This window comes from Streptomyces sp. AcH 505 (assembly GCF_000818175.1).
GTDB lineage: Bacteria > Actinomycetota > Actinomycetes > Streptomycetales > Streptomycetaceae > Streptomyces.
On the sequence record NZ_JTIY01000001.1, the window covers coordinates 5,856,972 to 5,871,341 of the forward strand.

Sequence of the window (14,370 nt, forward strand, 5' to 3'; positions counted from 1 at the left end):
ACCTCGTCGCCGACGCCGTCGAGGCGGACGGCACCGCCGTGCACCGCCCCGAACTGGGCTCGCTCGTCGCCGCCGTACCGGACGACGCCGCCGCGCGTGCCCAGGCCGAGGCCGCCGTCGGCGCCGTCGACGACGAAGCCGTACGGCTGCGCTCCGCGGTCAAGGCGCGCGACGGCTTCTTCACCACCTTCTGCATCAGCCCCTACTCCCGCTACCTCGCACGCTGGTGCGCGCGCCGCGGCCTGACGCCCAACCAGGTGACCACCGCGTCGCTGGTCACCGCCCTGATCGCGGCGGGCTGCGCGGCCACCGGCACCCGAGGCGGCTTCGTCGCCGCGGCGGTCCTGCTGATCTTCTCCTTCGTGCTGGACTGCACCGACGGACAGCTCGCCCGCTACTCGCTCCAGTACTCGACGCTGGGCGCCTGGCTGGACGCGACCTTCGACCGCGCCAAGGAGTACGCGTACTACGCGGGACTCGCCCTCGGCGCCGCCCGTAACGGCGACGACGTGTGGGCGCTGGCGCTCGGCGCGATGGTGCTCCAGGCCTGCCGCCATCTGCTCGACTCCTCCTTCAACGAGGCCAACGTCGACGCCACGGCGGCGACGGCCGACGGCAAGGCCGTGGCCGGCACCCCCACGGCCGCGCTCTCCAGCAAGCTCGACAGCGTCGGCTGGACGGTGTGGGTGCGCCGGATGATCGTCCTGCCCATCGGCGAGCGCTGGGCGATGATCGCCGTACTCACCGCGTTCACCACGCCCCGGATCGTCTTCTACGCGCTGCTCGTCGGCTGCGGTTTCGCCGCCTGCTACACCAGCGCGGGACGCGTCCTGCGCTCGGTCACCCGCAAGGCCAACCGCACCGAGCGGGCCGCCCGCGCCCTCGCCGAACTCACCGACTCCGGGCCGCTCGCCCGGTCGGTCGCGGGACTGCTGCGCCGCCCGGCCCGCCGGATGCCCGCCGTCCTGTCGTTCCTGGTGGCCTTCGTCGGCGGAGCCGCTGTCGCCGCCACCGCCGCCTTCGCGCCGATCGACGGGCCCTGGCCCGCGGTCGCCGCCGTGGTCTACGTCCTGACCTCGGGCATCGCGGTCGCCCGCCCGCTGACCGGCGCGCTCGACTGGCTCGTCCCCACGGTCTTCCGGGCAGCCGAGTACGGCACGGTCCTGCTGCTGGCCGCCCGGTCCGAGGTGAACGGCGCGTTGCCCGCGGCCTTCGGCCTGGTGGCCGCCGTCGCCTACCATCATTACGACACGGTGTACCGCATCCGCGGCGGCACCGGCGCCCCGCCCCGGTGGCTGGTCATGACGATCGGCGGACACGAGGGCAGGACGCTCGTCGTCACCGTCCTCGCCGCCGTACTCGTGACGCGGCACACCGACTTCCCCACGGCCCTGACGGTGCTCGCGGTCGCCGTGGCGCTGGTCGTGCTCGCCGAGTCCATCCGCTTCTGGGTGTCCTCGGCGGCCCCCGCCGTACACGACGAAGGAGAAACCGCATGATCGGCCTCGTACTGGCCGCCGGAGCCGGCCGGCGACTGCGCCCCTACACCGACACCCTCCCGAAGGCCTTGGTGCCGGTGGACGCGGCGGGCGACGGCAGCATCACCGTCCTCGACCTGGCGCTCGGCAACTTCGCCGAGGTCGGCCTCAAGGAGGCCGCGATCGTGGTCGGTTACCGCAAGGAAGCCGTGTACGCCCGCAAGGAGCAGCTGGAGCGGACCTACGGTCTGAAGATCACCCTGATCGACAACGACAAGGCCGAGGAGTGGAACAACGCCTACTCCCTGTGGTGCGCGCGTGAGGTCATCAAGCAGGGCGTGATCCTCGCCAACGGCGACACCGTGCACCCGGTCTCCGTCCAGCGCACCCTCCTCGACGCCCGGGGCCAGGGCCGCAAGATCATCCTCGCCCTCGACACGGTCAAGCACCTCGCCGACGAGGAGATGAAGGTCATCACCGACGGCGAGAAGGGCGTGCGCTCCATCACCAAGCTGATGGACCCGGCCACCGCCACCGGCGAGTACATCGGGGTCACCCTCATCGAGCCCGAGGCGGCCGAGGAACTGGCGGACGCGCTCAAGGCCACCTTCGAGCGCGACCCCGACCTGTACTACGAGGACGGCTACCAGGAGCTGGTCAACCGCGGCTTCATCGTGGACGTGGCGCCGATCGGGGACGTCCCCTGGGTCGAGATCGACAACCACGACGACCTCGCGAAGGGCCGTGAGATCGCGTGCCAGTACTGACCCGGCTCATCCCCTCGCCGGTCGTCGTCGACATCCGCCGTGGCGCCATGGACCAGCTCGCCGGGCTCCTCGCCGACCAGCGGATCTCCAGCTCGGGCAAGCTCGCCTTCGCGCTGAGCGGCGGGTCGGGACAGGCGCTGCGCGAGAAGCTGGCGCCGCTGCTGCCGGACGCCGACTGGTACCCCGTCGCTGACGGCACGATCGACTCGGCGGTCAAGCTGGCCGACGGCATCAAGGGCAAGCGGTACGACGCCGTGGTCGGTCTCGGCGGCGGCAAGATCATCGACGTGACGAAGTACGCGGCGGCCCGGCTCGGCCTGCCCATGGTGGCCGTCGCCACCAACCTCTCGCACGACGGCATCTGTTCACCGGTCTCGACCCTCGACAACGACAACGGCCGCGGCTCGTACGGCGTCCCGACGCCCATCGCCGTCGTCATCGACCTCGACGTCATCCGGCAGGCCCCGGTCCGCTTCGTCCGCTCGGGCATCGGCGACGCGCTCTCCAACATCTCCGCCATCGCCGACTGGGAACTGTCCCACCAGGTCAACGGCGAGCAGGTGGACGGTCTCGCTTCCGCGATGGCCCGCACGGCCGGCGAAGCCGTCCTGCGCCACCCGGCGGGCGCGGCCGACGACGCGTTCCTCACCGTCCTCGCCGAGGCACTGGTCCTCACCGGTATCGCCATGTCGATCAGCGGCGACACCCGCCCGTCGTCCGGCGCCTGCCACGAGATCAGCCACGCCTTCGACCTGCTGTACCCCAAGCGCGCCGCGCTCCACGGCGAACAGGTCGGCCTCGGCGCCGCGTTCGCCATGCACCTGCGCGGCGCGCACGAGCAGTCGGCGCTCTTCGCCCAGGTGCTGCGCGGCCACGGGCTGCCCGTGCTGCCGGAGGAGATCGGCTTCTCCGCCGACGAGTTCGTACGGGCCGTGGCCTACGCGCCGCAGACCCGCCCCGGGCGCTTCACGATTCTCGAGCACCTCGACCTGTCCACCGATCAGATCAGGGACGCGTACGCCGACTATGCCAAGACCATCAGTAGCTGAACTCCGTCCGGTCGTTCACCCGGAGGGCGTGAAGGACCGGCGCAGCGGGGAGCACTGGGCCGGGCGCATGTACATGCGGGAAATCTCGCTGCACATCGACCCGTACCTGGTCAACACCCGTATCTCGCCCAACCAGCTCACGTATCTGATGGTGGTCGTGGGGGTGATCGGCGGCGCCGCCCTGCTGGTGCCCGGCATCACCGGCGCGATCCTCGCCGTGGTGCTGTTCCAGATCTATCTGCTGCTCGACTGCGTGGACGGCGAAGTCGCCCGCTGGCGCAAGCAGACCTCCATCACAGGCGTCTATCTCGACCGTGTCGGCCACTACCTGTGCGAGGCGGCCCTGCTCGTCGGCTTCGGGGTGCGCGGCGCCGACGTCTTCGAGCAGAACGGCTCGACCGCCAACTGGCTCTGGGCGTTCCTCGGCACGCTTGCCGCGCTCGGCGCGATCCTGATCAAGGCCGAGACGGACCTGGTCGACGTCGCACGGCAGCGCAGCGGATTGCCCGCGGTCAAGGACGAGGCGTCGGCGCCCCGCTCCTCGGGTCTTGCCCTCGCCCGGCGCGGCGCCGCCGCGCTCAAGTTCCACCGGCTCGTCGGCGGTATCGAGGCCAGCCTGTTCATCCTGCTGATGGCGATCCTCGACGTGGTCCACGGCGACCTGTTCTTCACCCGCCTCGGCATCGCCGTACTCGCCGGCATCGCCCTCGTGCAGACCCTGCTGCACCTCGTCTCCATCCTGGCGTCCAGCAGGCTGAGGTGAGCGACATGCGGCTCGGCGCCGTGATCCTCACCATGGGGGACCGCCCCGCCGAACTGCGCGCGCTGCTCGACTCGGTCCGCGCCCAGCAGGGCGATCCCGTCGAGATCGTGGTGGTCGGCAACGGCGCCCCGGTGCCCGAAGTGCCCGCCGGGGTACGGACGGTCCTGCTGCCGGAGAACCTCGGCATCCCGGCCGGCCGCAACGCGGGGATCGAGGCGTTCGGCCCGGCGGGTGCGGACGTGGACGTCCTGCTCTTCCTCGACGACGACGGCTCGCTGCCCGACACCGGGACAGCGGAGCTGCTCCGCGCCGCGTTCGCCGCCGACCCGGTGCTGGGCATCGTCAGCTTCCGCATCGCCGACCCGGTGACCGGTCTCACCCAGCGCCGCCATGTGCCCCGGCTGCGCGCCTCCGACCCGCTGCGCTCGTCCCGGGTGACGACCTTCCTGGGCGGCGCCAGCGCCGTGAGAACCAGGGTCCTGGCCGAGGTCGGCCCGCTGCCCGGCGCCTTCTTCTACGCCCACGAGGAGACCGATCTCGCCTGGCGGGCCCTGGACGCCGGCTGGCAGATCGACTACCGCGCCGACCTCGTTCTGCACCACCCGACCATGCCGCCGTCGCGGCATGCGGAATATCACCGGATGGTGGCCCGCAACCGGGTCTGGCTGGCCCGCCGTAATCTGCCCGCGCCCGTCGTCCCGCTCTATCTGGGGGTGTGGCTGCTGCTCACCCTGGTCAGACGGCCGTCGGTGGCCGCCCTGAAAGTCTGGTTCGCCGGCTTCAGGGAAGGCTGGGCCTCGCCGCCGGGACCCCGGCACCCCATGAAGTGGCGTACGGTATGGCGGCTGACCCGACTGGGCCGGCCGCCGGTCGTCTGACAAGCTCGGATCTGACAGCATCAGGTGCTGTCAGCCCGGTCCGAACGCCCAGGGGCCCGGCCGCCGTGCCCGTGCCCGATCAGCTGCGCTTCTCGAACACGGAAGTTTCCACTTGTGAGTGACACAACCCATGACGGTGCGACCATGACGAGCGCGCCGCCGTCTCCCGACGACGGTCTGCCCCCCGAGGCGCTGGCCGCCAAGTACGGGCTGTCGGTCAGCGGCGCCCGGCCGGGACTCGCAGAGTACGCCCGCAAGCTGTGGGGCAGGCGGCATTTCATCTTCGCCTTCTCCAGCGCGAAGCTGACCGCCCAGTACAGCCAGGCGAAGCTCGGACAGCTGTGGCAGGTGGCGACCCCGCTGCTCAACGCCATCGTCTACTACCTGATCTTCGGCCTGATCCTGGGCACCAAGCGGGGCATTCCGCAGGAGGTGTTCATCCCCTTCCTGGTGACCGGGGTGTTCGTCTTCAACTTCACCACCAGCTCGGTGACGGCGGGGGTACGCGCCATCTCCGGGAACCTGGGACTGGTGCGCGCGCTGCACTTCCCGCGCGCCGCGCTGCCGATCTCGTTCGCGCTCCAGCAGCTCCAGCAGTTGCTGTACTCGATGATCGTGCTCGTCGTCATCACCTGCGCCTTCGGCAGCTACCCCTCGCCGCGCTGGCTGCTGGTCGTGCCCGCGCTGACGTTCCAGTTCGTCTTCAACACCGGGCTCGCGCTGATCCTGGCCAGGATGGGCAGCAAGACACCCGACCTCGCGCAGCTCATGCCGTTCGTCATGCGCACGTGGATGTACTCGTCCGGCGTGATGTTCTCCATCCCGGTGATGCTCAAGGGCAAGCCGAGCTGGATCGCCGACGTACTGCAGTACAACCCGGCCGCGGTGTACATGGACCTCGTCCGGTACGCGATGATCAACGGCTACGGATCGAGCAACCTGCCCGCACACGTCTGGGCCATCGCGCTGGTCTGGGCGCTCGTCGTGGGCGTCTTCGGTTTTGTGTTCTTCTGGAAGGCTGAGGAGCAGTATGGGCGTGGCTGATGTCAACGTGAAGGGGCGCGTCCCCACCGTCATCGCCGACGACGTGCACATCGTGTACCGGGTCAACGGCGGTGGCGGCGGCCGGGGGTCGGCGACCGCAGCGCTGAACCGGATCGTGCGCAGGGACAAGGGCGAGTCGCGCGGGATCCGCAAGGTGCACGCCGTACGGGGCGTCACCTTCACCGCGTACCGGGGCGAGGCTATCGGCCTGATCGGCACCAACGGCTCGGGCAAGTCGACCCTGCTGCGCGCCATCGCGGGACTGCTGCCGCCGGAGAGCGGCAAGGTCTACACCGACGGCCAGCCCTCACTGCTGGGCGTGAACGCCGCCCTGATGAGTGATCTGACCGGTGAACGCAATGTGGTGCTCGGCGGTTTGGCCATGGGCATGTCGCGGGAGGAGGTGCGGGAGCGTTACGACGGAATTGTCGAGTTCTCCGGCATCAACGAGAAGGGCGACTTCATCACGCTCCCGATGCGCACCTACTCGTCCGGTATGGCGGCCCGGCTGAGGTTCTCCATCGCCGCGGCCAAGAACCATGACGTGCTGATGATCGACGAGGCACTGGCAACCGGCGACAGCAAGTTCCGGATCCGCTCCGAGGCGCGCATCCGCGAACTGCGCGAAGAGGCGGGCACGGTCTTTCTGGTCAGCCACAGCAACAAGTCCATCAGGGACACCTGCGACCGGGTGCTGTGGCTGGAGAAGGGCGAGCTGCTGATGGACGGACCCACCGACGAGGTGCTCAAGGCGTACGAGAAGGAGACCGGCAAGTAGCCGCTCCCACCCAGCTCCGACCAGGGCCTCCGCCGGGATCGTTCCGGCGGGGGCCCTGGTCGTGCTCGTCAAGAACGGGTCAAGTCATGCGGTGCCGGGGAAGGTTGGTGCGTATTGCAGCGTTCTTGTAATGCGCGCAACACCCCGGCGTGGTCGTCCGCGTTGTACAACGTAAGCTGAGCTGGTTCTGAATTCGCGGCAAGTGGGGTGATACACCCTGGCCATTCCGCCTGCCCGAAGGCGTTTACTCGGACAAGCGGGCGGCGTGTCCGAAATGGGATGTATTAGGTCGGCAGTGTAGAACGGGAGATGTGACGGCAATGACGGAAAATCTCCAGCGCCACGAGGATTATTCCGTCCCCGTACCGGGAAGCTCGCAGTGACGGGCGCTCCGCAGGTGCGCCCTGACGCCTCGTCGCGCAGCACATTGGACAAGGCCACGGAAGAGAACTTCCCCGTAGCCCCGTTCTTCCTGCCCCGCGCCTGGCGGGGCGATCTGATGGCGGTTTACGGATTCGCGCGGCTCGTGGACGACATCGGCGACGGCGATCTGGCGCCCGGCGGCGCGGACGCGCGCCATCTCGGGGTGGCCGAGGCGCAGGCCGACGACCGGCTCGTCATGCTCGACGCCTTCGAGGCCGACCTCCGACGGGTGTTCGCGTCCGGCGGGCCGGAACCCGGCCATCCGCTGCTGCGGGCCCTGGTGCCCACCGTGCGGCGCAGGTCGCTCAGTCTCGACCCGTTCCTCGGGCTGATCGCCGCCAACCGCCAGGACCAACTGGTGGGGAGGTACGAGACGTACGACGACCTCCTCGCCTACTGCGAGCTGTCCGCCAACCCCGTCGGCCGGCTCGTCCTGGAGATCACCGGGACGGCGACCCCCGAGCGGATCCGCCGCTCCGACGCGGTCTGCACGGCGCTGCAGATCGTCGAACACTTGCAGGACGTGGCCGAGGACCTGGGCCGCGACCGCGTCTATCTGCCGGCCGCCGACATGAAACGGTTCCATGTCACCGAGGCGGACCTGGCCGAGGCTTCGGGGAACGCGTCGGTGCGCACCCTGATCGCCTACGAAGCCGAACGGGCCGGCACCCTGCTGAATGAAGGCACCCCGTTGGTGGGTAGCGTCCACGGCAGGCTCCAGCTGCTGCTCGCCGGATTTGTGGCCGGAGGGCGCGCCGCCCTCGCTTCGATCGCGGCCGCCGGGCACGATGTGCTCCCCGGACCGCCCAAACCCACCAAGCCGCGTCTGCTGCGCGAAGTGGGAGCTGTCTTGCGAAGAGCGCACAGAGAGGGGTGAGCCGGAACGTGGAGGGACAGACACCCATGTCCGCGCCGGTACAGGCGGCCTACAGCTACTGCGAGGCTGTGACCGGGCAGCAGGCCCGGAATTTCGCCTACGGCATCAGGCTGCTGCCGCTGGAGAAGCGGCAAGCCATGTCCGCGTTGTACGCGCTCTCCCGGCGGGTCGACGACATCGGTGACGGGACGCTCCCCGCCGATGCCAAACACGCCCGCCTCGAAGAGACGCGCGGGCTGCTGACCAGGATCAGGGAAGGCGCCGTCGACGAGGACGACACGGACCCCGTCGCCGTCGCGCTCGCCGACGCGGCGCGCCGCTTCCCGATCCCGATCGAAGGGCTCGACGAGCTCATCGACGGTGTCCTGATGGACGTGCGCGGCGAGACGTACGAGACGTGGGACGACCTGAAGAACTACTGCCGGTGTGTCGCCGGTGCGATCGGCCGGCTCTCGCTCGGCGTGTTCGGCACCGGAGCAGGCGTACCGGGCGCCGAGCGTGCCGCCGAGTACGCCGACACGCTGGGGCTCGCGCTCCAGTTGACCAACATCCTCCGGGACGTACGGGAGGACGCGGGCAACGGGCGTACGTACCTGCCGGCCGACGACCTCGCCAAGTTCGGCTGCTCCGTGGGGTTCCACAGCGCGACCCCGCCGGCCGGCTCCGACTTCGCCGGACTCGTGCACTTCGAGGTGCGCCGCGCCCGCGCGCTGTTCGCCGAGGGCTACCGGCTGCTGCCGATGCTCGACCGGCGCAGCGGCGCCTGCGTGGCGGCCATGGCGGGCATCTACCGCCGCCTCCTCGACCGCATCGAACGTGATCCCGAGGCGGTTCTGCGGGGCAGGGTCTCACTACCGGGGCGTGAGAAGGCGTATGTTGCCGTGCGCGGGCTTTCCGGTCTCGATGCCCGCCATGTCTCCAGGCAGACCATCAGGAGGCGCGGCTGATGCGGCAGATCGCCGAAGTCGCCTCCCGCGCCCTGACAACCCCGCACAAGGAAAGCGCGTCCCTGACTGCGACAGTCCGAGGGGAGCGCGCATGACAACGGCCGAGGCCACACCGTCCGGTTCCGGCCACGCCGTTGTGATCGGCGGCGGACTCGCGGGAATCACGGCGGCGCTGCAGCTGGCCGACGCCGGAGTGCGGGTGACGCTGGTCGAGGGACGCCCCAGGCTCGGCGGTCTCGCCTTCTCCTTCCGGCGCGGCGAACTGACCGTCGACAACGGCCAGCACGTGTACCTGCGCTGCTGCACCGCGTACCGCTGGTTCCTCGACCGGGTCGACGGCGCGGGCCTCGCACCGCTGCAGGACCGGCTCGACGTGCCGGTGCTCGACGTCGGGCGCCCCGAGCCGAAACTCGGCCGGCTGCGGCGCAACGCGCTGCCCGTACCGCTGCACCTCGCCGCAGGGCTCGCCCGCTACCCGCACCTGTCCCTCGCCGAACGGGCCTCCGTCGGCCGCGCCGCCCTCGCGCTCAAGGGTCTCGACCTCGCCGATCCCGCCCTGGACGACACCGACTTCGGGAGCTGGCTCGGCCGGCACGGACAGTCGCAGCGCACCATCGAGGCGCTGTGGGACCTGGTCGGTGTGGCCACCCTCAACGCCACGGCCCCGCACTCCTCGCTGGCGCTCGCGGCGATGGTCTTCAAGACCGGCCTGCTCTCCGAACCCGGCGCGGCCGACATCGGCTGGGCGCGGGTCCCGCTCGGCGAACTGCACGACACGCTGGCCCGCAAGGCACTCGACTCGGCCGGGGTACGCACCGAACTGCGCACCCGTGTCAACGCCGTCACCCGTGCCACCGACGGCGGCTGGTACGTCGACACCGACGGCGAACGGCTCGAAGCCGCAACGGTCGTCCTCGCGGTGGCGCAGCGTGAGACACACGCACTGCTCCCCGAAGGCGCCCTCGACCGGCCAGGGGACCTGCTCGACATCGGCACGGCGCCGATCCTCAACGTCCATGTGGTCTACGACCGCAAGGTGCTCCGCCGCCCCTTCTTCGCCGCGCTCGGCTCGCCCGTCCAGTGGGTCTTCGACCGCACGGACGCCTCGGGTCTGACCGAGGGCCAGTACCTCGCCGTGTCCCAGTCGGCGGCCCAGGACGAGATCGACACACCGGTCTCCGAGCTGCGCGCCCGCTACCTTCCCGAGCTGGAGCGGCTGCTGCCCGCCGCGCGCGGCGCCGAGGTGCGGGACTTCTTCGTCACCCGGGAGCGGACGGCGACCTTCGCCCCCACGCCCGGGGTGGGCCGGCTGCGGCCAGCGGCCCGAACCAACGCGCCCGGCCTCTTCCTGGCCGGTGCGTGGACCGCCACCGGCTGGCCCGCGACCATGGAGGGCGCCGTGCGCAGCGGCTTCAGCGCTGCCGGCGCCGCCCTCTCCGAGCTCGGCCACCCCCATGAACATCCGCTGGAGGAGGCGGCATGAGCCTGAGTACTGCACCGACGAGTACTGGAACAAGAGGAGAGACCGTGCCGACTGTGCCCCCGGCCGATCCGGCTGTCGACACCGCGGACGTCTTCGCGCTCCTGGAGCGGGGACGTGCGCTGGCCACCCCGGTGCTGCGCGCCGCCGTCGACCGGCTCGCCCCGCCCATGGACACCGTCGCCGCCTACCACTTCGGCTGGATCGACGCCGAGGGCAGGCCCGCCGACGGCGACGGCGGCAAGGCCGTACGCCCGGCGCTCGCGCTGATCTCCGCCGAGGCGGCGGGCGCGTCACCCGAGACGGGTGTGCCCGGCGCCGTCGCCGTGGAACTCGTCCACAACTTCTCGCTGCTGCACGACGACCTGATGGACGGTGACGAGCAGCGCAGGCACCGCGACACGGTGTGGAAGGTGCACGGCCCCGCCCAGGCGATCCTCGTCGGCGACGCGCTGTTCGCGCTCGCCAACGAGGTGCTGCTGGAGCTCGGCACGGCCGAGGCAGGCCGCGCGACACGCCGTCTCACCGCCGCCACCCGCAAGCTGATCGACGGTCAGGCGCAGGACATCTCGTACGAGCACCGTGAGCGCGTCACCGTCGAGGAATGCCTGCTGATGGAGGGCAACAAGACCGGCGCCCTGCTGGCCTGCGCCGTCTCCATCGGCGCCGTGCTCGGCGGCGCCGACGACAGGACCGCCGACACACTGGAGTCCTTCGGCCACCATCTCGGCCTGGCCTTCCAGGCGGTGGACGATCTGCTCGGCATCTGGGGCGATCCGGACGCCACCGGCAAGCAGACCTGGAGCGACCTGCGGCAGCGCAAGAAGTCACTGCCGGTGGTCGCCGCGCTCGCCGCGGGCGGGCCCGCTTCGGAGCGGCTGGCCGAACTGCTGGCCGCCGACGCGAAAAGCAATGATTTCGAGACCTTCTCCGAGGAAGAATTCGCCACCAGGGCAGCGCTGATCGAAGAGGCGGGCGGCCGGGAGTGGACCTCTCAGGAAGCCCGCAGACAGCACGCCACCGCCATCGAAACGCTGGCGGCCGTGGACATGCCGGAACAGGTCAGGGCGCAGCTCGTCGCGCTCGCCGACTTCGTCGTCGTACGAAAGAGATGATCAGAATTCCCATACACGCCTCTTCTGGGGGATAGCCCCAACAGTCGCCGTCCACCGCCCGTCGGGCACCGGACGACGGAGACCCCAGCACAGCAGAAGCACCACTGCACGAAGGGGAAGCCATGACAGCGACGACCGACGGAAGCACCGGGGCTATGGGACCCCGCGCAGCCTCGGCCAACCGACCGACCGATACCACCATCGCCGCGGCCGGAGACCTTTTGGTGGCCGCAGAGCGGGCCACCGCACGATCGGTCGAGTACCTGCTCGGCCAGCAGGACGCCGAGGGCTGGTGGAAGGGCGACCTGGCCACCAATGTGACGATGGACGCGGAAGACCTGCTGCTCCGTCAGTTCCTCGGTATCCAGGACGCCGACACCACCGAGGCGTCCGCACTCTTCATCCGCGGCGAACAGCGCGCCGACGGCACCTGGGCCACCTTCTACGGCGGTCCCGGTGAGCTGTCCACCACCATCGAGGCGTACGTCGCCCTGCGGCTGGCGGGCGACAAGCCCGATGAGCCGCACATGGCGCGCGCCTCCGCCTGGGTACGGGAGCGGGGCGGCATCGCCGAGAGCCGGGTCTTCACCCGGATCTGGCTCGCCCTGTTCGGCTGGTGGAAGTGGGACGACCTCCCCGTCATGCCGCCCGAGCTGATCTTCTTTCCCAAGTGGTTCCCGCTCAACATCTACGACTTCGGCTGCTGGGCCCGGCAGACCATCGTGCCGCTGACCATCGTCTCGGCGAAACGTCCCGTCCGGCCCGCTCCCTTCGCCCTGGACGAGCTGCACAGCGATGTGCGCCGGCCCAACCCGAGCAAGCCGATCGCGCCGCTCGCCAGTTGGGACGGTGTGTTCCAGCGCCTCGACAAGGGCCTGCACGCCTACCACAAGCTCGCCCCGCGCAGTGTGCGGCGTACCGCGATGAACGCGGCGGCGCGCTGGATCATCGAGCGGCAGGAGAACGACGGCTGCTGGGGCGGTATCCAGCCGCCGGCCGTCTACTCGGTGATCGCGCTGCATCTGCTCGGCTACGACATCGACCACCCCGTGATGCGTGCCGGACTCGAATCACTCGACCGGTTCGCCGTGCGGCGCGAGGACGGCGCCCGGATGATCGAGGCGTGCCAGTCACCGGTCTGGGACACCTGTCTCGCCACGATCGCGCTCGCCGACGCGGGCCTGAGCCCGGACCACCCGGCGCTGGTCAAGGCCGCCGACTGGATGATGAACGAGGAGATCGCGCGGCCGGGCGACTGGTCCGTGCGCAGGCCGGCCCTGACACCGGGCGGCTGGGCGTTCGAGTTCCACAACGACAACTACCCCGACATCGACGACACGGCCGAGGTCATCCTGGCGCTGCGCCGCGTCAAACACCCCGTGCCCGCGCGGCTCGACGCCTCCGTCGAGCGCGGCGCCCGGTGGACGATGGGCATGCAGTCACGCAACGGCGCGTGGGCCGCCTTCGACGCCGACAACACCAGCCCGTTCCCCAACAGGCTGCCGTTCTCGGACTTCGGCGAGGTCATCGACCCGCCGTCGGCCGACGTCACGGGACATGTCGTCGAGATGCTGGCCTACGAGGGCAAAGCACACCACCCCGCCACCCGGCGCGGTGTGGAGTGGCTGCTCGCCGAACAGGAGACCAACGGCGCCTGGTTCGGGCGCTGGGGCGTCAACTACGTCTACGGCACAGGCTCCGTGGTGCCGGCGCTGACCGCAGCCGGGCTGCCGGTCTCGCACCCGGCCGTCCGGCGGGCGGTGACCTGGCTCGAATCGGTGCAGAACGACGACGGCGGCTGGGGCGAGGACCTGCGCTCGTACCGCGAGGAGAAGTGGATCGGGCACGGCGCCTCGACCGCCTCACAGACCGCCTGGGCGCTCCTCGCGCTCCTCGCGGCCGGTGAGCAGGAGAGCAAGGCCGTCGAGCGGGGCATCGCCTATCTGGCCGACACCCAGCTGGAGGACGGCTCGTGGGACGAGCCGTACTTCACCGGCACCGGATTCCCGTGGGACTTCTCCATCAACTACCACCTCTACCGGCAGGTGTTCCCCCTCACCGCCCTCGGCCGTTACGTCAACGGGGAACCGTTCGCCGTACACGGCCGCAAGGCGAGCTGATGGGCAGATCCACCGGCCCCGAAGGCCCCGCCGATCCGCTGCTGATCGCCTGCGCGCTGGGCATCGAGCGGTTCGCCCTGCGCGGCAGGCGCGGCGCGGCGGGGCCGGTGACGGTCCTGCGCACCGGGATGGGGCCCGACAATGCCGAGCGTGCGGTGGCACGCACCCTCGGCACCGACCGGAACAGGGACGCCGCGGTCATCGCGTCCGGTTTCTGTGCCGGTCTCACCCCCGGGATGCACCCGGGGGACCTGATTGTCGCCGACGAGACCCGGAGCGCGCACGGCGTCACGCCCTGCACCGGCACCGGACTGCTCGTCGACGCGCTGACCCGGGCCGTGCCCGGCCACACGGTCCACACCGGACCGCTGACCGGGTCGGACCACGTGGTACGCGGCCAGGAACGGGCCGAACTGCGCACCACGGGGGCGATCGCCGTCGACATGGAGTCGGCGGCGACACTCCGAACCGCTCTGAGCGCCGGGCCCCGCCCGGTCGCGGCCGTACGTGTGGTCGTGGACGCTCCGGAGCACGAGCTTGTCCGTATCGGCACCGTACGCGGCGGCACCACAGCCTTCCGCGTACTGCGTGCCGTCCTTCCGGCCTTTTACGAATGGCACCGTTCTTCGCTGCTCCCCAGGAGGTGAGCCA

General features: G+C 70.5%; 13 protein-coding genes. All 13 read left to right on the top strand.

The annotated features are described in order from the left end of the window. Nucleotides 1-1,499 (top strand): DUF5941 domain-containing protein (locus HY68_RS26225; RefSeq protein ID WP_063779678.1); only part of this gene is annotated, 1,499 nt, incomplete at its 5' end. Then, nucleotides 1,496-2,245, top strand: coding sequence for a phosphocholine cytidylyltransferase family protein (locus HY68_RS26230; protein WP_041993132.1), 750 nt, complete (start codon nt 1,496-1,498; stop codon nt 2,243-2,245). The genes HY68_RS26225 and HY68_RS26230, both read left to right, overlap by 4 nt. Then, entirely contained in the window at nt 2,233-3,294 is a 1,062-nt protein-coding gene (locus HY68_RS26235) for an iron-containing alcohol dehydrogenase family protein (protein WP_041993135.1), read from the top strand. Before HY68_RS26230 ends, HY68_RS26235 begins: the two co-directional genes overlap by 13 nt. Continuing rightward, the gene (locus HY68_RS26240) at nt 3,272-4,057 is read left to right on the top strand and encodes a CDP-alcohol phosphatidyltransferase family protein (RefSeq protein ID WP_078863789.1); all 786 of its coding nucleotides are present in this window, start codon (nt 3,272-3,274) and stop codon (nt 4,055-4,057) included. Before HY68_RS26235 ends, HY68_RS26240 begins: the two co-directional genes overlap by 23 nt. A gap of 5 nt (nt 4,058-4,062) precedes the next feature. Beyond that, nucleotides 4,063-4,935 carry a glycosyltransferase gene (locus HY68_RS26245; RefSeq protein WP_041993137.1) on the top strand — a complete coding sequence of 291 codons (873 nt, stop codon included), beginning with the start codon at nt 4,063-4,065 and terminating at the stop codon, nt 4,933-4,935. 114 nt (nt 4,936-5,049) lie between these two features. After that, nucleotides 5,050-5,979 carry an ABC transporter permease gene (locus HY68_RS26250; RefSeq protein WP_041993140.1) on the top strand — a complete coding sequence of 310 codons (930 nt, stop codon included), beginning with the start codon at nt 5,050-5,052 and terminating at the stop codon, nt 5,977-5,979. Then, nucleotides 5,972-6,757 (top strand): ABC transporter ATP-binding protein, encoded by a 786-nt coding sequence (locus HY68_RS26255; RefSeq protein WP_041997208.1) that lies wholly within the window; start codon nt 5,972-5,974, stop codon nt 6,755-6,757. The genes HY68_RS26250 and HY68_RS26255 overlap by 8 nt, the downstream gene beginning before the upstream one ends. A 379-nt stretch (nt 6,758-7,136) precedes the next feature. Then, on the top strand, nt 7,137-8,057 hold the full coding sequence (gene hpnC / locus HY68_RS26260) for a squalene synthase HpnC (protein WP_041993143.1): 921 nt from the start codon (nt 7,137-7,139) through the stop codon (nt 8,055-8,057). Then, nucleotides 8,054-9,004, top strand: a complete 951-nt coding sequence (gene hpnD, locus HY68_RS26265; RefSeq protein ID WP_198533343.1) for a presqualene diphosphate synthase HpnD — start codon at nt 8,054-8,056, stop codon at nt 9,002-9,004. The genes hpnC and hpnD overlap by 4 nt, the downstream gene beginning before the upstream one ends. A 91-nt stretch (nt 9,005-9,095) precedes the next feature. Beyond that, on the top strand, nt 9,096-10,487 hold the full coding sequence (gene hpnE / locus HY68_RS26270; RefSeq protein ID WP_041993146.1) for a hydroxysqualene dehydroxylase HpnE: 1,392 nt from the start codon (nt 9,096-9,098) through the stop codon (nt 10,485-10,487). Next, on the top strand, nt 10,484-11,599 hold the full coding sequence (locus HY68_RS26275; protein ID WP_241778686.1) for a polyprenyl synthetase family protein: 1,116 nt from the start codon (nt 10,484-10,486) through the stop codon (nt 11,597-11,599). Before hpnE ends, HY68_RS26275 begins: the two co-directional genes overlap by 4 nt. Before the next feature lie 122 nt (nt 11,600-11,721). Next, nucleotides 11,722-13,719: a squalene--hopene cyclase gene (gene shc / locus HY68_RS26280; protein ID WP_041993152.1), complete on the top strand. Its 1,998-nt coding sequence runs from the start codon at nt 11,722-11,724 to the stop codon at nt 13,717-13,719. Continuing rightward, nucleotides 13,719-14,366, top strand: coding sequence for a 1-hydroxy-2-methyl-2-butenyl 4-diphosphate reductase (locus HY68_RS26285; protein ID WP_041993155.1), 648 nt, complete (start codon nt 13,719-13,721; stop codon nt 14,364-14,366). The genes shc and HY68_RS26285 overlap by 1 nt, the downstream gene beginning before the upstream one ends. Nucleotides 14,367-14,370 lie beyond the last annotated feature (4 nt).

Bases quoted from the DNA above. Each gene is read 5' to 3' on its own strand.
- HY68_RS26240 (WP_078863789.1), top strand. From the start codon at position 3,272: ATGCCAAGACCATCAGTAGCTGAACTCCGTCCGGTCGTTCACCCGGAG.
- shc (WP_041993152.1), top strand. From the start codon at position 11,722: ATGACAGCGACGACCGACGGAAGCACCGGGGCTATGGGACCCCGCGCA.
- hpnE (WP_041993146.1), top strand. From the start codon at position 9,096: ATGACAACGGCCGAGGCCACACCGTCCGGTTCCGGCCACGCCGTTGTG.
- HY68_RS26275 (WP_241778686.1), top strand. From the start codon at position 10,484: ATGAGCCTGAGTACTGCACCGACGAGTACTGGAACAAGAGGAGAGACC.
- HY68_RS26245 (WP_041993137.1), top strand. From the start codon at position 4,063: ATGCGGCTCGGCGCCGTGATCCTCACCATGGGGGACCGCCCCGCCGAA.
- HY68_RS26285 (WP_041993155.1), top strand. From the start codon at position 13,719: ATGGGCAGATCCACCGGCCCCGAAGGCCCCGCCGATCCGCTGCTGATC.
- HY68_RS26230 (WP_041993132.1), top strand. From the start codon at position 1,496: ATGATCGGCCTCGTACTGGCCGCCGGAGCCGGCCGGCGACTGCGCCCC.